This is a genomic window from Micromonospora sp. NPDC049523 (genome assembly GCF_040676775.1).
Lineage (GTDB): Bacteria > Actinomycetota > Actinomycetes > Mycobacteriales > Micromonosporaceae > Micromonospora_G.
In genome coordinates this window covers 81,235-101,306 of record NZ_JBFAPP010000012.1, presented here as the reverse complement: position 1 = coordinate 101,306, position 20,072 = coordinate 81,235, and the positions used below count along the sequence as shown (strand labels likewise).

Below are 20,072 nucleotides of genomic sequence, written 5' to 3'. Positions count from 1 at the left end.
CCGATGGTTACCGGGTTCACCAGCCACGCTCGGCGAGGCGGTGCGGCTGCGGGATCTCGTCGACGTTGATGCCGACCATCGCCTCGCCCAGCCCGCGGGAGACCTTCGCCAGCACGTCCGGGTCGTCGTGGAAGGTGGTCGCCTTGACGATCGCGGCGGCGCGCTGCTCCGGGTTGCCGGACTTGAAGATCCCCGAACCGACGAAGACACCCTGGGCGCCGAGCTGCATCATCATCGCGGCGTCAGCCGGGGTCGCGATGCCTCCGGCGGTGAAGAGTACGACCGGCAGCTTGCCCGTCTCGGCTACCTCGCGGACCAGCTCGTACGGCGCCTGGAGCTCCTTCGCCGCGACGTAGAGCTCGTCCGGGGCGAGCGAGCCGAGGCGGCGGATCTCGCCCAGGATCTTGCGCATGTGGGTGGTCGCGTTGGAGACGTCACCGGTGCCGGCCTCGCCCTTGGAGCGGATCATCGCCGCACCCTCGGTGATCCGCCGCAGCGCCTCGCCCAGGTTCGTCGCCCCGCAGACGAACGGCACGGTGAACGCCCACTTGTCGATGTGGTTGGCGTAGTCGGCCGGGGTCAGCACCTCGGACTCGTCGACGTAGTCGACGCCGAGCGCCTGGAGCACCTGCGCCTCGACGAAGTGGCCGATCCGGGCCTTGGCCATCACCGGGATGGAGACCGCGTTGATGATGCTGTCGATCATGTCCGGGTCGCTCATCCGGGAGACGCCGCCCTGGGCCCGGATGTCGGCCGGCACCCGCTCCAGCGCCATCACCGCGACCGCACCGGCGTCCTCGGCGATCTTCGCCTGCTCGGCGGTGACCACGTCCATGATCACGCCGCCCTTGAGCATCTCGGCCATCCCGCGCTTGACTCGGGCACTGCCGACGACGGGGCTGGCGGACTCTGGCTGCACGGCGGAATCGGACACGACTCAGTCACTCCTCGGGGCGGGTTTCACGTTCCGCAACCGATGTTACGCGCGCCCAGACCGCCGTCCGACAGCCAATCAACCCACCCGTGGCCTCCCCTGTGGTCATCCTCACCCCACCCCTCCCCTCCCCCAACCCCCCACCCCACGCGGCGCCTCTTGTAGAGAAAGAGGGGCCAATGGCGGGGCGAACAACCCCTCTTTCTCTACAGGAGGGGCGATCTTGGGGGTGGGTGGGGAGGGGAAGGTGGGCGGTTAGGCGGGGGCGGGGCGGTTGTCGGGGGTTGGGGTGGGGTGGATCAGTGGGGGTGCCGGTGGGGGTGGGGCGGCGGGGACCGGGTAGAGGGTGGGGTCGTCCACGTCGAAGTAGGTGGGGCGCTCGTGTTTGCGGGCCATCCGGAGCAGGCGTACGACGGGGCGACGGCGCGCGGTCAGCGCGTCGCGTACGAGATCGGTGTGGACCTGGCGGGCCAGCCCGAGCCGGCGGCTGGCCGCGATCACCGACTCGGCGGCCGGGTCGTCCACCGACAGTGGGGTGAAACGGAGTTGCCGGGTGAGGTCGTTCTCGGCCGCCTCCCGCTCCTGCGGTCCGGCGTCGAGCGCGATCCGGGCCGCCGCGTAGAGCTCCACCGAGAGGTGCGCCTCGGCCAGCACCGCCGCGGCGGCGGCCCGGCGCAGCAGGTGCGCGTCCAGCGACCGGGCGGCCGAGGCGACCCGGATGTGCAGCCGGTCGACCCGACCGGCCGTCCAGGACAGGTAGACCGCGATCAGGGCGATCACGGCAACAGCACCCACCAACCACCACATGTGCGGCATCGTCGTGCGGCTCCCTCATCCCGTCCGGCCGGAGGCGCTTGTACGCCGCCGGCACCTGCATGCGAGCCGACCGCCGGACCGGCTCAGCGTGGCCCCACCCACTCCTGGTCGATCACCCGTCCGTCGGTGGCCTCGATCGCAGCTGCGTATACCTCCAGAACCCGGCGGGCAACCATCGGCCAGTCGAACATCGCCACGACCTCCCGCGCGCACGCCGACAGGGACGCCCTGCGCTCCCGGTCGTCGAGCAGTTCGACGAGCGTACGACGCAGCGCCTCGGCGTCCCCGGTGGGGAAGAGCTGCCCGGCCCGGCCCCCGTCCAGCACCCGCCGGAACGCGTCCAGGTCGCTGGCGACGATGGCGGCCCCGGCGGCCATGGCCTCGGTGAGGATCATCCCGAACGACTCACCACCGGTGTTCGGTGCGACGTAGACGTGCACGCTGCGTAACATGCGTGCTTTGTCCGCCTCGGAGACCAGGCCGAGGAAGGTGATGCGTTCGCGCAGTTCCGGCGGCACGTCCTCGATCAACTCGGCCGGCTCACCCGGGCCGGCGACCAGCAGGCGCAGGCCGGGTCGTTCGGCGGCGATCGCCACGAACGCCTCCCGGAGCAGCGCGAACCCCTTGCGCGGCTCGGTGAACCGGCCGAGGAAGCCGATCGTGCCGCCACTGCCCGGCGCGCACTCCCCCGGCCAGCCCGGCAACGGTTCGGCATCGGCGAACTTCGCCACCGCCACCCCGTTGGGGATCTCCACCGCACCGCCGTCGAGGTGCTCCACCTGCACCTTGCGGGCCAGCGCGCTGACCGCGATCCGGGCGGTGATCCGCTCCAGCACGATCTGGAGCATGCCCTGCGCCGCCGCGAGCGCCCGGGACCGGGTCATCGCGGTGTGGAAGGTCGCCACCACCGGACCGCGCGCCGACATCACCGCCAGCAGCGACAGGCTCAGCGCCAGCGGCTCGTGCACGTGCAGTACGTCGAAATCACCCCGGGCGATCCAGCGGCGTACCCGGGCGGTCGAAACCGGGCCGAAGGTGATCCGGGCCACCGAACCGTTGTACGGGAACGGCACCGACCGGCCGGCCGGCACCACGTACGCCGGGAGCGGCGAGTCCTCGTCCGCCGGGGCCAGCACGCTCACCTCGTGTCCGAGACCGATCAGGGCCTCGGCCAGATCCATGATGTGGTTCTGCACCCCGCCCGGCACGTCGAAGGAGTACGGGCACACGATGCCGATCCGCACTTGCGCCCTCCCCCTCAGGCCGGCCCGGGTGCGGCTGGTGTCACGGGGTCCGAAGGTGCCCGATCCCCGTCGGCCAACCACATCCGCTGCAACATGTGCCAGTCTTCCGGATGCTGGGCGATACCGGCCGCGAGATGGTCGGCAATATTCTGGGTCAGCGCCCGTACCCGCTCGGTGAGGGTGCCGCTGTCCGGGTCCGGCAACTCCAGCGGGCCGATCAGCTCGGCGAGCGCCTTGTCCGGTTCGTACCACATCGAGGCGACGTAGAGCGGGGCGCCCGTACTGAGCGCGAGCAGGGCCGGTCCGGCCGGCATCCGGGTACGGGCGCCGAAGAAGCGGACCTCGATCCCCCGGCGGGTCAGGTCCCGGTCGGCGAGCAGCGGCACCACGTGCCCCTGACGCACCCGCTCGGCGAGGATGTCGAACGGCGGCTGTTGCCCGCCGGTGAGCGGGATGATCTCCATGCCGAGCCCCTGGCGGAACTCGAGGAACCGGGTGTAGATCGCCTCCGGTTTGAGCCGCTCGGCGACCGTGGTGATCGGCCAGCCCATCGCGGCCACCCAGGCGCCGGCCGCGTCCCAGTTGCCGCCGTGCGGCAGCGCGACCACCGCGCCCCGGCCGGCGGCCACGTCGGCGGCCAGTATCTCGGTGCCGACCAGCTCGAACGTGGCCAGCCGCTGGGCGTGCGACAGCGACGGCAGCCGGAACAGCTCCAGCCAGTAACGCGCGTACGAGCGCAGCCCTCGGCGTACGAGCTGGTCGAACTCGGCCTGCGGCAGGTCCGGTCCGACAACCTGGCGCAGGTTGTTCGCCAGCCGCTTCACCCCGGGGCCACCCCGGCGGTACGCCCGGTCGGCGCCGAGCCGGAATACGGCCGCGGCCAGCGGCTTCGGCACCGTACGGGTGATCCGCCAGCCGGCCAGATAGCCCAGCTCGACCAGATTCACCCGACCACGTTCCCGGCGCTCGGTCCGATCATCCGCCTCACCGGTCCACGCTCGACTCGGTCGGGGCCGGCTGAGCCTGCTGGGCCGCCTGGCGGTAGACGTGGGTCATCCGCTGCCCGACGGTGAAGACCGACACCGCGGCGAGCAGCCAGAGCGCGACGGTCAGCGCGTGGGGGACCCCGGCGCCCTGGATGATGCCGCCGATCCCGACGATGATCAGACGCTCGGTGCGCTCGGCGATGCCCACGTTCGCGGTCATCCCGAGCCCCTCGGCCCGCGCCTTCACGTAGGAGACGACACCACCGGCGACCAGGCAGACCAGCGCACCGGCCACCCCCCACTGGTCACCCTCGCTGGCGAGCCAGAAGGCGACCGCGCCGAAGACGGCACCGTCGGCCACCCGGTCCATGCTCGAATCGAGGAAGGCGCCGAACTTGGTGGAGCCACCGGACATGCGCGCCATCGTCCCGTCGAGCAGGTCAGTGAGCGCGAAGAAGGTGACGATGACGGCACCGGCGACGAGCTGGCCGCGGGCGCCGAAGCCGAGGGCTCCGATCAGCACCCCGACGGTGCCTGTCACGGTTACCGCGTTGGGGGTCACGCCGCGGCGCAGCAGCGCGCGGGCGACCGGTTCGATGACGCGGGCCAGACCCGCGCGGGCAGATACTTGGAAGATCTTCGCCATGGCGGTCTCACGATAACGGTCGCCGCGCCGATCGTGGTAAGCCCGGTGGTGTCACTTGCCGCTGCGGGGTTGTGTACCGTCCGCCGCGGGTGTGGGATCGGGTAGGGGAACGTGAGCTAGGTCACGCAACGAAACGTCATGTTCCCGGCATCCGGCAGGCTACCCCAGGAAATCGCCACGAGGCGCCCGGGCCGCTTCCCGTCGGGACGCCGCCCGGTGGGTTCCATCCGGTCGCCAGCACGGCGCCCACCACCATCCACCGGCATGTCGTCGCAGGCCAGCGGCGTGTCGTCAGCGACCGGCCACCGGCAGAGGGAGGTGCGCCCGATGGCGCAGAAGAGTCAGGACAAGGGCGGCACCGGCCTCGCGCCGATGGCGGACGAACCCGCCGACATCCGCAACGTGGTCCTCGTCGGCCACTCCGGCGCCGGCAAGACCACCCTGGTCGAGGCGCTGCTAGCGGCCACCGGCACGATCAGCCGGGCCGGTACGGTCGCCGACGGCAACACCGTCTGCGACCACGACCCCGCCGCCGTACGCCAGCAGCGCTCGGTCACCCTCGCCTGCGCGCCGCTCCTGCACGACGGGATCAAGGTCAACCTGCTGGACAGCCCCGGCTACGCCGACTTCGTCGGTGAACTGCGGGCCGGACTGCGTGCCGCCGACGCGGCCCTGTTCGTCGTCTCGGCCGCCGGTGGCATGGACGCGGCCACCGTGAACCTCTGGGAGGAGTGCGCCGCGGTGGGCATGCCCCGCGCCGTCGCCATCTCCCGGCTGGACCACCCGCGCGCCGACTACGACGAGGCGGTGGCACTCTGCCAGCGGCTCTTCGGTGACAACGTGGTCCCGCTCTACCTGCCGATGCTCGGCGACGACGGGGTGTCGACGGCCGGACTGCTCGGCCTGATCACCCGCCGGGTCTTCGACTACAGCTCCGGGCTGCCGGCCGACGTACGCGACCCGGACCCGCAGCACGTACCCGCCATCGCCGAGTCCCGCGACGAGCTGATCGAGGGGATCATCGCGGAGAGCGAAGACGAGACGCTGATGGACCGGTACATCGACGGCGAGGAGATCGGCGTCGACGTACTCATCGACGACCTGGAAACCGCGGTCGCGCGCGGACACTTCTACCCGGTGGTGCCGGTCTGCGCCGAGACCGGGGTCGGGATCGACGCCCTGCTCGAGGTGCTCACCGCGGCCTTCCCGTCGCCACTGGAACACGACCTGCCGGTGGTCACCGGCGTGGACGGCTCACCGCGCCCGCCGCTGCACTGCGACCCGGACGGCCCGCTGGTCGCCGAGGTGGTCAAGACCACCATCGACCGGCACGTGGGGCGGGTGTCGCTGGTCCGGGTCTTCTCCGGCACGCTCCGGCCCGACCAGGCGGTGCACGTCTCCGGACACGGGCTGGCCGAACGCGGCCACCCCGACCACGACGCGGACGAGCGGATCACCCACGTCTACACCCCGCTCGGCGCGACGTTGCGGGAGGTGTCCGCCTGTGTCGCCGGTGACCTCTGTGCGATCACCAAGTCCGGCAGCGCGGAGACCGGGGACACCATCTCCGCCAAGGATGACCCGCTGCTGGTCGAGCCGTGGGAGATGCCCGAACCGCTGCTGCCGGTGGCGGTCGCGGCGAAGACCCGCAGCGACGAGGACACCCTGGCCAAGAACCTGGCCAGGCTGGTCGCCGGTGACCCGACGCTGCGGCTGGAACGCAATCCCGAGACCCACCAGCTCGTGCTCTGGTGCATGGGCGAGGCGCACGCCGAGGTCGTCCTGGACCGGCTGCGCGCGGGCGGCGTCGAACTGGAGACCGAACCGGTACGCGTGGCGCTGCGCGAAACCCTGGTGGCCGGCGCGACCGGACACGGCCGGCACGTGAAGCAGTCCGGCGGCCACGGCCAGTACGCGGTCTGCGACATCGAGGTGGAGCCGCTGCCCCGGGGTGCCGGCTTCGAGTTCGTCGACCGGGTGGTGGGCGGCGCCGTGCCGCACAACTACATCCCGTCCGTGGAGAAGGGCGTCCGGGCCCAGCTCGAACGCGGCCTGGTCGCCGGCTACCCGGTGGTGGACGTACGGGTGACCCTGGTCGACGGCAAGGCGCACAGCGTCGACTCCTCCGACGCCGCGTTCCAGACCGCCGGTTCGCTGGCCCTGCGCGACGCGGCCGACAAAGGTGAGCTGACCCTGCTGGAGCCGGTCGACGAGGTGGTCGTCCGGGTGCCGGACTCCGCCGTCGGCGGGGTGCTCAGCGACCTGTCCGGACGGCGCGGCCGGGTGCTGGGCACCGAGGCGGACCCGGAGACGATGGACCGGACCCTGGTACGGGCCGAGGTGCCGGCCACCGAACTGGTCCGCTACGCGGTCGAGCTGCGCTCGCTCACCTCGGGCTCGGGCACCTTCTCGCGTACGTTCGCCCGCTACGAGCCGATGCCGGCCCACCTGGTCGAGCAGGTACGCAAGGAGCACACCGCGACCGGCGCCCACTGACCGGAGCCGGTACCGGTGGGGATCAGGGCCAGGCGGTGGTGAGCAGCTTGCGGGTGTCGGTGAGCAGCTGGGGCAGGACCTTGGTCCGGCCGATCACGGGCATGAAGTTGGCGTCGCCGCCCCACCGGGGCACCACGTGCTGGTGCAGGTGGGCGGCGATGCCGGCACCGGCCACGCCGCCCTGGTTCATCCCGATGTTGAAACCGTGCGCGCTGCTGACCTTGCGGATGACCCGCATCGCGGTCTGCGTGTGGTCGGCCAGTTCGGCGGTCTCCTCGGCGTCCAGCTCGGTGTAGTCGGCCACGTGCCGGTACGGGCAGACCAGCAGATGCCCCGGGTTGTACGGGTACAGGTTCAGCACCACGAAGACCCGTTCACCCCGGGCCACCACCAGGCTGTCGTCGCCTTCCTTGCCCGGTGCCAGGCAGAACGGGCAACCGGACGGTTTCTCGTAGCCCTCGGCCGGCTGGTCCTGCCCGGAGATGTACGTCATCCGGTGCGGGGTCCAGAGCCGATCCAACCCGTCCGACAATTCGGTGTCCGTGTGCCGCGCCGCCCCTGTCACACCGGTGATCCTACGTTCAGCGCCTCGGATCCCACCCGTCCGTACCGGCCAGGTAGGCGCTCGGGGTCAGCGCGGCGGCCTGGGCGGCGGTGAGCTGCGGCCGGTCGGCTCCGGAGGCGGCGCCGGGGCCACGGTTGCGGTACTCGGCGTAGCGGGCGTCGCGCCACGACCAGGTGCCGAAGTCGGTCCAGGAAAGCCCTTTCCCCACCCGCCCACACTACGAACCCCAACAACCCCCGTCAATGCCCCCCACCACCACCAGACCCACCAGACCCACCACCAGGCCGTTGATCATGAAGTTAGCGCTCTTTTCGATCTTCTCCGGTGTCGCTAACTTCATGATCAACGAGCGAGGTCGGGGGTCAGGCTGCGGGTTCGGTTTGGTCGGGGTCGGCGGAGGGGCCGGTGTTGGTGCGGGAGCGGACCACGTCGACGACGTGGGCGACCGCCTCGGCCAGTGGGATGCCGTTGCGCTGGGAGCCGTCGCGGTAGCGGAACGAGACCGAACCCGCCTCGACGTCGGAGTCACCGGCGATCGCCATGAACGGGATCTTCTGCTGCTGGGCGGTACGGATCTTCTTCTGCATCCGGTCGTCGGAGCTGTCCACCTCGGCCCGGATCCCCTGGTCACGCAGGGCCTCGACGAAGTCGGCGAGGTACCCGGTGTGCTCCTCGCGGATCGGGATGCCGACCACCTGCACCGGCGCCAACCAGGCCGGGAACGCCCCCGCGTAGTGCTCGGTCAGCACCCCGAAGAACCGCTCGATCGAGCCGAAGAGGGCACGGTGGATCATGACCGGGCGTTGCCGGCTGCCGTCGGAGGCCTGGAACTCCAGGCCGAAGCGCTCCGGCAGGTTGAAGTCGACCTGGATGGTGGACATCTGCCAGGTACGGCCGATCGCGTCCTTCACCTGCACCGAGATCTTCGGGCCGTAGAACGCCGCGCCGCCCGGATCCGGCACCAGGTCCAGCCCGGACTCCTCGGCCGCCGAGCGCAGCGCCTCGGTGGCCCTCTCCCAGTTCTCGTCGGTGCCGACCGACTTCTCCGGGTTGCGGGTGGACAGCTCCAGGTAGAAGTCGTCCAGGCCGTAGTCCCGCAGCAGGTCGAGCACGAAGCTCAGCAGCGACTTCAACTCGCCGGGCATCTGCTCGCTCGTGCAGTAGATGTGCGCGTCGTCCTGGGTCATGCCGCGTACGCGGGTGAGCCCGTGCACCACGCCGGACTTCTCGAACCGGTAGACCGAGCCGAACTCGAACAGCCGCAGCGGCAGCTCCCGGTAGGAGCGACCCCGGGCCCGGTAGATCAGGTTGTGGAACGGGCAGTTCATCGGCTTGAGGTAGTAGTCCGCACCCTCGACCGACATGGGCGGGTACATGCCGTCGGCGTACCACTGGAGGTGGCCGGAGGTCTCGAACAGGTGGCCCTTGGTGATGTGCGGGGTGTTCACGAACTCGTACCCGGCCCGCTCGTGCTGCTGCCGGGAGTAGTTCTCCATCTCCCGCCGGATGATGCCGCCCTTGGGGTGGAAGACCGCCAGGCCCGAGCCGATCTCGTCGGGGAAGCTGAACAGGTCGAGGTCCGAGCCGAGCTTGCGGTGGTCGCGCCGGGCGGCCTCCTCCAACAGCTTCAGGTACGCCTTGAGCGCGTCCCGGGTCGGCCAGGCGGTGCCGTACACGCGCTGGAGCTGCGGGTTCTTCTCCGACCCGCGCCAGTACGCGGCGGCGGAGCGCATCAGCTTGAACGCGCCGATCAGCCGGGTGCTGGGCAGGTGCGGCCCCCGGCACAGGTCGGACCAGCAGACCTTGTCGGTGCTGGCGTCGACGTTGTCGTAGATGGTGAGTTCACCGGCACCGACCTCCATCACCTCGCCCGCGTCCAGTCCGGCGCCACCGGCCGAGTCGCCGGCACCCTTGACCTCGATCAGCTCCAACTTGTACGGCTCGTCGGCCAGCTCCGTACGCGCGGCGTCCAGGCTGTCGAAGCGACGGCGGCGGAACCGCTGCCCGGACTTGATGATCTCCTGCATCCGCTTCTCGAGCTTGTCGAGGTCTTCGGGCTGGAAGGGCTTCGCCACGTCGAAGTCGTAGTAGAAGCCGTTCTCGATCGGCGGGCCGATGCCGAGCTTCGCCTCCGGGAAGACGTCCTGTACGGCCTGGGCCAACACGTGCGCGGTGGAGTGGCGCAGCACCTTCAACCCGTCCGGGGAGTCCAGGCTGACCGGCTCGACGGCGGTGTCGACCTCGGGCGCCCAGTCGAGGTCACGCAGTTGGCCGGTGCCGTCGTCGGTCACCTCCCGGACGACCACGATCGCCTTCGGGCCGGCCGCTGGCAGACCCGCCGCGGCCACCGCGTCGGCCGCCGTGGTCCCGGCCGCGACGACGACCGGGTCAGCCACGACAGGGGTACGGGATGCGGACACGGTGTGCTCCTTCAATTAAGACATAACGGGCATCGCCCGTGGATCGGCTATCCGATGCTATCGGTCCTGCTTTTACGCCTCCCAGCGACGCGACTGCGGCGTTAGATTGGCGCGGTGGCACCCGCGGACTTAGTCAGCGCGCTCCAGCGCAGGTACGAGACCTTTTTCGCCGCCCAACCGGCAATGCCGTTTGCGGTGGCGGACGCCGGCGCGCCGGCACACCTATTCGGCACCGGTGACCCGAAGTTCACCATCACCATCAGCGACCCCCGTGGCGCGAAGGCACTGGCCGGGCTGGACCAGTTCGGCGTCGCGGTCGCGTACCTGCAGGGCTGGCTCGACGTCGAGGGTGACCTCGCCGCGGCGCTGCGGATGCGCGGATTCTTCACCGACTTCCACCCGATCGCCTGGATGGGCCGGTTCCTGCCGGCGCTGGTCCGGGGCCGACGGGAGGACGACCGGCGCTCGATCTCCCACCACTACGACGAGGATTCCGCCTTCTTCCTCACCTTCCTCGACACCCGGCACCGCTGTTACACCGAGGGTGTCTTCGCCTCGGACGACGAGCCGCTCGAGGACGCGATGACCCGGAAGATGGACCTCGCGATCGAGGCGATCGGGGTCGGCCCCGGCGACCACGTGCTGGAGGTCGGCGGCGGCTGGGGCGCGTTCTCCGAACACGCCGCCCGGCGCGGGATCAACGTCACCACGACCACCCTGGCCAAGGAGTCGGAGCGGTACCTGGTCGACCTGTTCAACCGCGAGCAACTGCCGGTACGGGTGGTCCGCGAGCACATCTTCAACTACTCCCCCCACCAGCGCTTCGACGCGATCGTCAACATGGGCGTCACCGAGCACCTGCCCGACTACCGCACCACCCTGCGCAAGTACGCCGAACTACTCAAGCCCGGTGGCCGGGTCTACCTGGACGCGCTGGCGATGCGGCGCAAGCACGCGGCGTCGACCTTCCTCAAGCGCTACATCTACCCCGGCGCCTCGGCCCCGCTGCTGCTGCACCAGTACCTGCGGCACGTCGCCCGGTCGCCGTTCGAGTTGCTCAGCGTGACCGACGACCGGCACAACTACTACCTGACCTGCCGGGAGTGGGCCAGCCGGCTGGACGGCGCCCGGGACGAGATCGTGAACAACTGGGGCGAGCCGCTCTACCGCCGCTTCCGGCTCTTCCTCTGGGGCTCCGCCGCGGGCTTCGACACCGGCCTGGTCCAGGCCTACCGCTGGGTCCTCCGCCTGCCCTGAGGCCGAAAGCGGCGGTCAGGAGGGCAGCCAGGCGGGGAGCGGTTCACGGGCGGCGAGCCAGTCGGCGGGCACGCCGCCCGGCCCGCCAACCCCGGTGTACGTGGCCACGATGCCGCCGACGATCGCCGCCGTGGTGTCCACGTCGCCACCGGCGTCGACGCAGGCGCGGATCGCCGCCGGGTAGTCGTCGAGGTACCTGGCCGCCACCCAGACGCTGAACGGGACGGTGTCCGCGGCGCTGATCCGGCTTCCGTTGCCGAGTTCGTCGGCGACCTCCACCGCCACACGGTCACCGAGCGTGATCGCCCGCTGGATGCCGAGCCGAACCAGGCCGGCGGGGTCGAGCGAGCCGGCGACCGCGGCGAGGAACCGGTCCGGCTCCGGCCGGTAGCCGGTGAGCCGGGCGCGAGCGGCCTGCGCGGCGGCCACCGCGACCGCCACCGCACCGGCGATCCCCTCCGGGTGCGCGTGGGTCACCTCGGCCGAGGCCGTCGCCTGCGCCGCGGCCCGACCGGTGGAGTCACCGAAGTACGCACCGAGCGGCGCGACCCGCATCGCCGCCCCGTTGCCGTACGAGCCCTGCCCGTCGAACGCGGACACGGCGGCGACCGGCCACGGCGTACCGGCACGGACGAGTTCGAGCAGTTCGACCGCGCCGGCACCGTAGCGCCGGCCGGGGTCGTACCGGGCCGCGAAGGACTCGGCGAGTTCGTCCCGGTCGATCGTCCCGTGCCGGGCGAGCACGGCAAGTACCGAGCAGGCCATCTCCGTGTCGTCGCTCCACAGCCACGGGCTCTCCGGCGGCGGGGTGTCCCGCCAGGGCGACACGCCGGCACCGGGAACGAAGTATCGCGCGCCCAGGGCGTCGCCAACCGACAGACCGGCCAGACTATCCCTAGCCAGGGCAAGTCGCGCGTCATCGACAAGTACGAAGGACATGGTACGGGGAGCATGCCGGCAAAAGGCACGTGGGCGCAATCCGCCGCACTTGCCAGGGGCAGTACGGTGCTCAGGTGGCCACGGTGCTCCTGGTCGAGGATGACCACGTCGTGCGCGGCGCGATGCTGCGCTCCCTGGCCGATCGTGGGCACGCGGTGCACGCGGTCGGTACGGCTCTCGACGCCCTGCGTCGGGTCGCCGCCGAAACGCCCGACCTGGTGGTGCTGGATCTCGGACTACCCGACCTGGACGGGGCGGACGCGTTACGGATGCTGCGCGGCATCACCGACGTGCCGATCATCATCGCGACCGCCCGCGACGACGAGCAGTCGGTTGTCCGGCTGCTGCGGGCCGGCGCGGACGACTACATGGTCAAGCCGTTCACCGGCGCGCACCTGGACGCCCGGATCACCACCGTGCTGCGCCGGGCCGGCCGGGCGAGCCGTACGGTGGCACCCGCGGTCCACGAGGTCGGTGGCCTGCGGGTCGACGTGGGTGAGCGCAGCGCACTGCTGGACGGCGTGCCGCTCGCGCTGACCCGGAAGGAATTTGACGTGCTGGCCTATCTCGCGGCACGACCGGGCCGGGTAGTGTCCCGCCGGGAACTGTTGGAGGAGGTATGGCGGCAGCCATCGGTCGGCGAGGATCAGACAATCGACGTACATCTGTACTGGCTTCGTCGCAAACTGGGCGAGTCCGCAGCGAAACCCCGCTACCTGCGCACCGTGCGGGGGGTCGGGTTCCGGTTGGTGGCACCGGACTGAGGTTGGCGCTGGCCTACCTCGGGGCCGGCATGACCTCGATCGTCGCACTCGCCTTCCTCATCCCGCTCGGCCTGTCGTTGCAGCAGGAGGCGCGGGAGCACGCGCTCGCCGACGCCGGGCGACACGCCGCGGTGGTCGTCGGGGCGCTGGCCGCAGGAGCCGACCCGACGCTGCTCACCCAGGTGATCGGGCAGTTCGCCGACGGTCCGGCCGACCGACCGGTGGTGCACGGTCTGGAAACCGGCGGCACCCCACGGGCCAGTGAGGACGACGTCGACCGGGCCCGCGCCAGCGGTGAGCTGGTGATCGCCGACGTGGACGGCGGGGTGGTCCGGCTGGAACCGGTATCGCTCGGCGACCGGGTCGCGGTGGTCGAGGTCTTCATCCCCTCCTCCGCCCTGGAGCCGGGGGCCGGTGGCCGCTGGCTCACGCTGATCGCCATCGCGATCGGGCTGGTGGTGGTCTCGGTGATCGTGGTGGACCGGCTCGCCGGCCGCGCGGTCGCGTCCGCCCGGGGACTCGTCCAGGCCGCACTCGCGGTCGGTGACGGGGACCTCGACCTGCGGATCGAGCCGAGCGGCCCCCGGGAGCTGGCCGAGGCCGGGTACGCCTTCAACCGGATGGCGGACCGACTGGTCACGTCCCGTACCGACGAACGTGAACTGGTCGCCGACCTGTCGCACCGGTTGCGTACGCCGCTGACGGTGCTGCGGCTCGACGCCGACGCGCTCGACTCCGACGACACCAGCGTGGGCTCGTTCAGCGAGGCGGAACTCGACCGGCGCCGGACGATCCGGCGGATCCGGCAGGCGATCGTCACCCTGGAGGGTGAGATCGACGTGCTGATCAACACGACCCGCAAGACGGTGGTGCAGGAGACCGAACCGGGCATGTGCGACGTCAGCGAGGTGGTCCGGGACCGGATGGTGTTCTGGGCGGCGCTCGCCGGTGACCAGAACCGGCCGCACCGGATCAGCGGCGCCCAGTTGCGCATCCCCGTACCGGTGCCGCGCGCCGAGTTGGCCGCGGCGCTGGACGCGGTGCTCGGCAACGTGTTCCGCTACACCCCGCAGGGCACCGCGTTCGAGGTCGCGGTGTCCCGACGGGACGGTTACATCGCGGTCCGGGTCGACGACGCCGGGCCGGGCATCGCCAACCCGGATCGGGCCCTGCGCCGGGGTGCGAGCGACCGGGGTTCCACCGGCCTGGGGCTGGACATCGCCCGGCGGGTGGCGTTGCAGGCGAACGGCTCGGTCAGCATCGACCGGGCCCGGCTCGGCGGGGCCAGCGTGGTGATGCTGCTCGCCGATCCCGAGGCGACGCCGCGCCAGGTGAGCCGCTTCGGGCTGGTCGGCCGGTTGGCCCGGGAACGCGACGGCAAGGGCCGCCGCCAGGCAAAATCCGGCGGTACGGAGAACTGAGCGCGCCGCTCGCCCGTTCCCGGACGTCGCCGGGTCGGACCCACCGCCCGTCCACTGTCCACGGATCCCCGGACACCGACTCCCCACTGTGGAGGGTCGGTGTCCGCTGCCTTACCGGAAATCAGTAAGAAATCTTCAAGTTCAGCTTAGGTCTGGATTAACCGCGCAGTCCACGGCGGCCGTCGCTGGCAGGATTGGCACCGATCCCATCCAGTTCCGCCGGACCATCACCTTTCCCCACGCGGTCCGGCGGGAAATCGTGCGCGCGGCGGGACTCGGTCCCCCACACCCGTCCCGTCGCGCGCGCCAGCTCGGCGACGCCACGGCGCCGCCCGACCACCCCTCGGTCGGGACGGCACCGTGGCGTCCGCCCACGAACGCTGGCCCGGTGCGGCCGCCCGCAGCACCCCGCGCCGGGCCAGCCCCTTTTCCCTCGTCCAGCGCCGCTCCCGGTTTCCGGCAGCCCACGGCACCGGCCCGACCGGAGCAGGCCCGCTCCGGTCAGCGCGTCGAGCGGGCCCGCTGTGGTGTCACGTCGAGCGGGCCCGCTGTGGTGTCACGTCGAGCGGGCCCGCTGTGGTGTCACGTCGAGCGGGCCCGCTTCGTCTTCGCCCGGAACGGACCCGCCACGGGTCGGCTCAGGCGCCGCTGGCGGCGAGGTAGCCGTCGATCTCGGCGGCGATGCGCTGCTTCTCCGGTGCCGGGAGGAAGGACGCGGTGACCGCGTTGCGGGCCAGGGCGGCTATCCCGTCCGGGCCGAGGTCGAGCAGGTTGGCCGCGACGGCGTACTCCTGCTCCAGGGTGGTGCCGAACATCGGCGGGTCGTCCGAGTTGACGGTGACCAGCACCCCGGCCGCGACCAGCGCGGGCAGTGGGTGCTCCTCGATCGCCCGGACCGCGCGGGTCCGTACGTTCGACGTCGGGCAGACCTCCAGCGCGATCTGGCGCTGCGCCAGGTACTCCAGCAGTTGCGGGTCCTGCGCGGCGGAGATGCCGTGCCCGATCCGCTCGGCGCCCAGCTCGCGCAGCGCGTCCCAGATCGTCTCCGGGCCGGTGGTCTCGCCCGCGTGCGGGACCGAGCGCAGTCCGGCCGCCCGCGCCTGGTCGAAGTACGGCTTGAACTGCGGCCGGGGCACCCCGACCTCCGGCCCGCCGAGGCCGAAGCTGACCAGCCCGTCCGGGCGTTCGTCCAGGGCGATGCGCAGGGTCTCCTCGGCGGCCGGCAGTCCGGCCTCGCCGGGGATGTCGAAGCACCAGCGCAGTTCGATGCCGAGTTCGGCGGCGGCGGCCTTGCGGGCGTCCTCGATCGCCTCGCAGAAGGCGGGTGCCGGGATCCCCCGCTTAACGTGCGAGTACGGGGTGATGGTCAGCTCGGCGTACCGGACCTCCTGGCGGGCCAGCTCACGGGCCACCTCGAAGGTCAGGATCCGTACGTCTTCGGGGTCCCTGATCAGGTCGACCACGCTCAGGTAGACCTCGATGAAGTGGCCGAAGTCGCGGAAGGCGAAGTAGTCGGCGAGTGCGGCCGGGTCGGCGGGCACCGGGGTACGCCCCTCGTGCCGGGCGGCCAGCTCGGCCACGATCCGCGGTGACGCGGAACCGACGTGGTGTACGTGCAGTTCCACCTTGGGTAGTCCGGCGATGAAGGCCGACAGGTCGGTCACGGGTTCTTCCTAACTGCGGGTGGTGCGCCGGTCACGGCGTGAGCGCCGGTCCGGGCGACGAAGAAGTGGCGACGGAACGGGAAGTACACCAGACCGTCCCGGACCGGGTACGCCTCGGCGAGCCGCCGGTTGAGCGTGGCTCGGAAGTCGGCCCAGGCGGTGGTGTCGCCGCCGAGGCTGGCCCGGACCGGACGCAGCGCGGTCCCCTCCATCCAGCTCAACACCGGATGGTCGACCACGTCACGGGCGGGCAGCAGGTGCACGTAGGTAGTTTCCCAGGCGTCCACCGCGCACCCCGCGCCGGTCAGCAGGGTGGCGTAGCCGACCGCGTCGAGCACCGGCGCCGACCGCAGCAGGTCCCGCAGCAGTTCGCTCCAGCGCGGGTCGGCGGCGACGGCACCCAGGGCGCGGTGCGAGGCGGCGTCGAAGTTGCCCGGCACCTGGACGGCGAGCCACGCTCCGGCCGGCAGTTCCCCGGCCCAGCGCGCCAGCAGGGTTTCGTGCCCCGGCACCCACTGCAGTACGGCGTTGGAGACCACCACGTCGACGGTCGGGTCCGGCGCCCAGTCGCGTACGTCGGCAACCGCGAAGTCGACGCCGGAGCCCAGCCCGAGCGCCTTGTCGACCATCTCTCGCGAGGAGTCGAACCCGCTGATCCGGGCCTGTGGCCAGCGCTGTTGCAGGGTCACGGTGAGGTTGCCGGGGCCGCAGCCGAGGTCGACCACGGTCCGTGGCCGGTCCGCCGGCACCCGTGCGAGCAGGTCGTGGAACGGGCGGGAACGTTCGTCGCCGTACCGCAGGTAGGTGTTCGGGTCCCACATCGTCGGCCTCCAAACCGTACGTACGTCTTGTTGGAGAATAGGGGCAGCGCGGCATCCCGTCACCCCCGGGGGTCTAGGCTCCCGTTCGTGGAAAAGCGCAGCTTCCCCCGATTGGGGCGTGAGGTCGGTGTGGTCGGGCTCGGCGCCTGGCAACTCGGCGCGGACTGGGGCACGGTCGGCGAGGACGAGGCCCTCGACATCCTTGCCACGGCCGTCGAGGCCGGGGTCACCTTCCTCGACACCGCCGACGTGTACGGCGACGGTCGCAGCGAGCAACTCATCGGCCGGTTCCTGCGGGAGCGCCCGAACTCCGGGCTGACCGTGGCGACCAAGATGGGCCGACGGGTCCCGCAGGTCCCCGAGTCCTACACCCTGGACAACTTCCGGGCCTGGACCGACCGGTCCCGGGCCAACCTCGGCGTCGACCGGCTCGACCTGGTGCAGTTGCACTGCCCGCCGACGCCGGTCTTCCTCGACGACCGGGTCTACGACGCCCTGGACACCCTGGTCGAGGAGAAGCGCATCGCCGCGTACGGGGTGAGCGTGGAGACCGTCGAAGAGGCCCTGGCGGCGATCTCCCGGCCCGGGACCGCCAGCGTCCAGATCATCCTGAACGCGTTCCGGCTCAAGCCGCTGGAGCAGGTGCTGCCCGCCGCGGCGCAGGCCGGGGTCGGCATCATCGCCCGCGTACCGCTGGCCAGCGGCCTGCTTTCCGGCCGGTACGACGAGCACACCAGCTTCGGCGCCGACGACCACCGCAACTACAACCGGCAGGGCGAGGCGTTCGACGTCGGCGAGACCTTCTCCGGGGTCGACTTCAACGTCGGCCTGGAGGCCGTCGCGCGCCTGCGGCCGCTGGTCCCGTCCGGGGCCACGATGGCCCAGTTCGCGCTCCGGTGGGTCATCGACCAGCCCGGCGTCACCGTGGTCATCCCGGGTGCCCGCAACGCCGGTCAGGCCAGGGGCAACGTCGCCGCTGCCGACCTGGCACCGTTGCCGGCGGAGACGCTGGCCGGCGTCAACGCCGTCTACGACGAACTGATCCGCCCCCAGGTGCACAACCGCTGGTAGGCGGCTCGGCCGTAGTGCCGGGGACCCGCCCGGCACCGCGCCGTACGACTGGACCGTGAAATGCATCGAGCCCCGTGACCACTGCTGGTCACGGGGCTCGACGTCGATCCGGTGATGGATCAATTACAGGGCCGGCGGCGGCCGGCCGTCAATGAATCAGATGGGGCGGACCTGCTCAGCCTGCGGGCCCTTCTGGCCCTGAGCGATCTCGAACTCCACCCGCTGGTTCTCCTCCAGCGTGCGGTAGCCGCTGGACTGGATCGCCGAGAAGTGGACGAACACGTCAGCACCCCCGCCGTCGACGGTGATGAAGCCGAAGCCCTTGTCTGCGTTGAACCACTTCACGGTTCCCTGCGCCATGTGTATCTCCTTCTAAACTGGCGGCCGAGCACGCCGTGCGGCCGGTTGGCCGTTTTCGAGCAGCGGCGCCTGAGCGGCCCCCACAGAGGGAGACTTCTCAACCCCGCTGTCTCTAACAGCGGGGAACAGCAAACCACGTACGCAAAAACTTCGCACAGCCTACCCGACGATATTCTCCGACATGTGACCTGAACGCCCGCGACTTCTTCGCCCGGCGATCGATCGCGGGCCCGTTGTCGGAGCGACGATCGCCCGGTCAGCGCGCTGTACGGCACCACGCTGCGGGTACGCCGGGAGTCCATGATGCTCGGCCGAGCGAGCCAACCGGATCCGTTCACGCATCGTCGTACCCGCTTGTCGTTACCGGCGGTGGCGATAGGAGCACTTGTCGGATACCGAGAGCGATGCAGTGGGGGCGCATAGGACTACTTCGCCGCCATTGACAAGGGTTCGCATAGCGTTGCGAGTGGGGCAAGCCGTACCAAAGGACGGCGACCATCGGTGGTGCTTACTGCGGCCAGCTACCGGTCAACCGTCGTACGCCGATCGCACCGCCCCGGTCCACCGCGGCCCGGACCACCGCGAAAATCGCACCCTGTAACGCCGCGGCGGCCAGGATCTCGACCCAACCCCGGTCCTCGTCGATGGCGTCGGGTGCCTCGCCGTCGCCCGCGGTCACCTTCCAGACCTGCCGGAACAGGGCACCGGCCAGCACACCGGCACCCATCCCGAGCAGCAGCCCGACCGGTTTGTAGGCGGCCCGGCCCACTCCCCCGCTCATCGCTGCGACCGCCGGATCACCAGGTACGCGACCGCCGCCGCCAGTGCCGCCGCGGCCAGTACGCCAGCACCCCACGGCACCGGCCGGCGGCGGACCGCCCGGTTCGCCTCGGCGACCGACGAGCGGACCTCGCCGGCCCGTTCCCCGGCCTGTGCCCTGACCTGCCCGGCCTGCCCGCGCAGGCGGCCGGTGACCTGGGCGGCGGAACCCTTGATGCGTGCCTTGACATCCGCCTTGTTGGCCAGCGCCTGGACCGTTTCGGCCAGTTCTGCGCGCGTCTGCCGGATTTCATCCCGCAACGCTTCGTGGTCGCCGTGGCCATTACTCAATGTCATGGCTGTCCCCTGTCCTTGACCGCAGCGGTGACCGTGTCGACGTCGGCGCGCACGCTCTTCACGGCCGCGCTCGGCACCGGGGGCACGGCCCGGGTCACCTGGCTCTTGCCGATCAGCGCGAGCAGGCCGGCACCGATGAACAGCAACCCGGCGATGATCAGAGCCGCGGCCCAGGCCGGCAGCACCAGATCCAGCGCCAGGATGGCCGTGGCGACCAGTGCACCCAGCCCGTAGAGGGCGAGCGCACCGCCGCCGCCGAAGAGCCCGACGCCGATCCCGGCGTGCTTGCCCTTCTGGGCGAGTTCGGCACGGGCCAGCGCCAGTTCGTCGCGGACCAGCTTCGACACCTGCTCGGTACCGTGCTGCACCAGCTCGGCGACCGACTGTTCGGCCACCGGCCGGGTGACCTTGCCGTCACGCAGGTCGGCCATGGTGTCCCCCTATCCGCTTGCCGAGCTGTATGCCCCGAATCCCGCCCGGGCAATCCTGATCGGCAAAAGTTCGTCCCCTCCCACCCTGAAGGAAGCAAGGGCCCCTCGTTGCCGATTCGGC

Annotated in this window: 20 protein-coding genes; 5 read left to right on the top strand and 15 right to left on the bottom strand. The window is 71.1% G+C overall.

Going from position 1 to position 20,072, the window contains the following annotated elements; all coding sequences use genetic code 11:
* Nucleotides 1–16 precede the first annotated feature (16 nt).
* The 5 genes from pdxS to pgsA form a co-directional block, all read right to left on the bottom strand.
* The gene (gene pdxS / locus AB0J90_RS20285) at nucleotides 17–934 is read right to left on the bottom strand and encodes a pyridoxal 5'-phosphate synthase lyase subunit PdxS (RefSeq protein WP_326559542.1); all 918 of its coding nucleotides are present in this window, start codon (nucleotides 932–934) and stop codon (nucleotides 17–19) included.
* A 255-nt stretch (nucleotides 935–1,189) separates the two neighbouring features.
* The gene (locus AB0J90_RS20280; RefSeq protein ID WP_363597970.1) at nucleotides 1,190–1,750 is read right to left on the bottom strand and encodes a hypothetical protein; all 561 of its coding nucleotides are present in this window, start codon (nucleotides 1,748–1,750) and stop codon (nucleotides 1,190–1,192) included.
* Nucleotides 1,751–1,833: 83 nt separating this feature from the next.
* Nucleotides 1,834–2,994, bottom strand: coding sequence for a glycosyltransferase family 4 protein (locus tag AB0J90_RS20275; protein ID WP_363597968.1), 1,161 nt, complete (start codon nucleotides 2,992–2,994; stop codon nucleotides 1,834–1,836).
* A gap of 14 nt (nucleotides 2,995–3,008) precedes the next feature.
* Complete coding sequence (locus tag AB0J90_RS20270; RefSeq protein WP_363597966.1) at nucleotides 3,009–3,941, bottom strand: phosphatidylinositol mannoside acyltransferase; 933 nt, start codon at nucleotides 3,939–3,941, stop codon at nucleotides 3,009–3,011.
* Between the two features lie 37 nt (nucleotides 3,942–3,978).
* Nucleotides 3,979–4,626: a phosphatidylinositol phosphate synthase gene (gene pgsA / locus AB0J90_RS20265; protein WP_363597964.1), complete on the bottom strand. Its 648-nt coding sequence runs from the start codon at nucleotides 4,624–4,626 to the stop codon at nucleotides 3,979–3,981.
* Between the two features lie 327 nt (nucleotides 4,627–4,953).
* Between pgsA and AB0J90_RS20260 the strand changes: the two genes are divergently transcribed.
* Nucleotides 4,954–7,122: an elongation factor G-like protein EF-G2 gene (locus AB0J90_RS20260; protein WP_363597962.1), complete on the top strand. Its 2,169-nt coding sequence runs from the start codon at nucleotides 4,954–4,956 to the stop codon at nucleotides 7,120–7,122.
* Nucleotides 7,123–7,144: 22 nt separating this feature from the next.
* On the opposite strand, the gene AB0J90_RS20255 is transcribed toward AB0J90_RS20260, so the two are convergent.
* The 3 genes from AB0J90_RS20255 to thrS form a co-directional block, all read right to left on the bottom strand.
* On the bottom strand, nucleotides 7,145–7,687 hold the full coding sequence (locus tag AB0J90_RS20255; protein WP_363597960.1) for an HIT domain-containing protein: 543 nt from the start codon (nucleotides 7,685–7,687) through the stop codon (nucleotides 7,145–7,147).
* 16 nt (nucleotides 7,688–7,703) lie between these two features.
* Complete coding sequence (locus AB0J90_RS20250; protein ID WP_363597958.1) at nucleotides 7,704–7,895, bottom strand: hypothetical protein; 192 nt, start codon at nucleotides 7,893–7,895, stop codon at nucleotides 7,704–7,706.
* Nucleotides 7,896–8,049: 154 nt separating this feature from the next.
* On the bottom strand, nucleotides 8,050–10,107 hold the full coding sequence (thrS, locus tag AB0J90_RS20245) for a threonine--tRNA ligase (protein ID WP_363597956.1): 2,058 nt from the start codon (nucleotides 10,105–10,107) through the stop codon (nucleotides 8,050–8,052).
* A gap of 114 nt (nucleotides 10,108–10,221) precedes the next feature.
* On the opposite strand from thrS, the gene AB0J90_RS20240 reads away from it, so the two are divergent.
* Nucleotides 10,222–11,364, top strand: a complete 1,143-nt coding sequence (locus AB0J90_RS20240; protein WP_363597954.1) for a class I SAM-dependent methyltransferase — start codon at nucleotides 10,222–10,224, stop codon at nucleotides 11,362–11,364.
* 15 nt (nucleotides 11,365–11,379) lie between these two features.
* On the opposite strand, the gene AB0J90_RS20235 is transcribed toward AB0J90_RS20240, so the two are convergent.
* Nucleotides 11,380–12,303, bottom strand: coding sequence for an ADP-ribosylglycohydrolase family protein (locus tag AB0J90_RS20235; RefSeq protein ID WP_363597952.1), 924 nt, complete (start codon nucleotides 12,301–12,303; stop codon nucleotides 11,380–11,382).
* A 74-nt stretch (nucleotides 12,304–12,377) separates the two neighbouring features.
* Between AB0J90_RS20235 and AB0J90_RS20230 the strand changes: the two genes are divergently transcribed.
* Both AB0J90_RS20230 and AB0J90_RS20225 read left to right on the top strand, forming a co-directional pair.
* The gene (locus tag AB0J90_RS20230; protein ID WP_326559552.1) at nucleotides 12,378–13,067 is read left to right on the top strand and encodes a response regulator transcription factor; all 690 of its coding nucleotides are present in this window, start codon (nucleotides 12,378–12,380) and stop codon (nucleotides 13,065–13,067) included.
* Between the two features lie 29 nt (nucleotides 13,068–13,096).
* Nucleotides 13,097–14,488, top strand: a complete 1,392-nt coding sequence (locus tag AB0J90_RS20225; RefSeq protein WP_363597950.1) for a HAMP domain-containing sensor histidine kinase — start codon at nucleotides 13,097–13,099, stop codon at nucleotides 14,486–14,488.
* 638 nt (nucleotides 14,489–15,126) lie between these two features.
* On the opposite strand, the gene AB0J90_RS20220 is transcribed toward AB0J90_RS20225, so the two are convergent.
* Entirely contained in the window at nucleotides 15,127–16,152 is a 1,026-nt protein-coding gene (locus AB0J90_RS20220; RefSeq protein ID WP_363597948.1) for an adenosine deaminase, read from the bottom strand.
* Entirely contained in the window at nucleotides 16,149–16,973 is an 825-nt protein-coding gene (locus tag AB0J90_RS20215) for a trans-aconitate 2-methyltransferase (protein WP_363597946.1), read from the bottom strand. The genes AB0J90_RS20220 and AB0J90_RS20215 overlap by 4 nt, the downstream gene beginning before the upstream one ends.
* Nucleotides 16,974–17,060: 87 nt before the next feature.
* On the opposite strand from AB0J90_RS20215, the gene AB0J90_RS20210 reads away from it, so the two are divergent.
* Complete coding sequence (locus tag AB0J90_RS20210) at nucleotides 17,061–18,044, top strand: aldo/keto reductase (protein ID WP_363597944.1); 984 nt, start codon at nucleotides 17,061–17,063, stop codon at nucleotides 18,042–18,044.
* Between the two features lie 156 nt (nucleotides 18,045–18,200).
* On the opposite strand, the gene AB0J90_RS20205 is transcribed toward AB0J90_RS20210, so the two are convergent.
* The 4 genes from AB0J90_RS20205 to AB0J90_RS20190 form a co-directional block, all read right to left on the bottom strand.
* On the bottom strand, nucleotides 18,201–18,404 hold the full coding sequence (locus tag AB0J90_RS20205; protein ID WP_091424054.1) for a cold-shock protein: 204 nt from the start codon (nucleotides 18,402–18,404) through the stop codon (nucleotides 18,201–18,203).
* 508 nt (nucleotides 18,405–18,912) lie between these two features.
* A complete protein-coding gene (locus AB0J90_RS20200) occupies nucleotides 18,913–19,185 on the bottom strand; it encodes a DUF4235 domain-containing protein (RefSeq protein ID WP_363597942.1) in 273 nt (90 codons plus the stop codon).
* Nucleotides 19,182–19,520: a DUF3618 domain-containing protein gene (locus AB0J90_RS20195; protein ID WP_363597940.1), complete on the bottom strand. Its 339-nt coding sequence runs from the start codon at nucleotides 19,518–19,520 to the stop codon at nucleotides 19,182–19,184. Before AB0J90_RS20195 ends, AB0J90_RS20200 begins: the two co-directional genes overlap by 4 nt.
* Nucleotides 19,517–19,951 carry a phage holin family protein gene (locus AB0J90_RS20190; protein ID WP_363597938.1) on the bottom strand — a complete coding sequence of 145 codons (435 nt, stop codon included), beginning with the start codon at nucleotides 19,949–19,951 and terminating at the stop codon, nucleotides 19,517–19,519. Before AB0J90_RS20190 ends, AB0J90_RS20195 begins: the two co-directional genes overlap by 4 nt.
* Nucleotides 19,952–20,072 lie beyond the last annotated feature (121 nt).

What these genes read in the sequence shown, in the direction of transcription:
- AB0J90_RS20280 (WP_363597970.1), bottom strand. Translation starts at nt 1,750, where the DNA reads ATGCCGCACATGTGGTGGTTGGTGGGTGCTGTTGCCGTGATCGCCCTG.
- pgsA (WP_363597964.1), bottom strand. Translation starts at nt 4,626, where the DNA reads ATGGCGAAGATCTTCCAAGTATCTGCCCGCGCGGGTCTGGCCCGCGTC.
- AB0J90_RS20195 (WP_363597940.1), bottom strand. Translation starts at nt 19,520, where the DNA reads ATGACATTGAGTAATGGCCACGGCGACCACGAAGCGTTGCGGGATGAA.
- AB0J90_RS20235 (WP_363597952.1), bottom strand. Translation starts at nt 12,303, where the DNA reads ATGTCCTTCGTACTTGTCGATGACGCGCGACTTGCCCTGGCTAGGGAT.
- AB0J90_RS20205 (WP_091424054.1), bottom strand. Translation starts at nt 18,404, where the DNA reads ATGGCGCAGGGAACCGTGAAGTGGTTCAACGCAGACAAGGGCTTCGGC.
- AB0J90_RS20200 (WP_363597942.1), bottom strand. Translation starts at nt 19,185, where the DNA reads ATGAGCGGGGGAGTGGGCCGGGCCGCCTACAAACCGGTCGGGCTGCTG.
- AB0J90_RS20260 (WP_363597962.1), top strand. Translation starts at nt 4,954, where the DNA reads ATGGCGCAGAAGAGTCAGGACAAGGGCGGCACCGGCCTCGCGCCGATG.
- AB0J90_RS20190 (WP_363597938.1), bottom strand. Translation starts at nt 19,951, where the DNA reads ATGGCCGACCTGCGTGACGGCAAGGTCACCCGGCCGGTGGCCGAACAG.
- AB0J90_RS20225 (WP_363597950.1), top strand. Translation starts at nt 13,097, where the DNA reads ATGACCTCGATCGTCGCACTCGCCTTCCTCATCCCGCTCGGCCTGTCG.
- AB0J90_RS20215 (WP_363597946.1), bottom strand. Translation starts at nt 16,973, where the DNA reads ATGTGGGACCCGAACACCTACCTGCGGTACGGCGACGAACGTTCCCGC.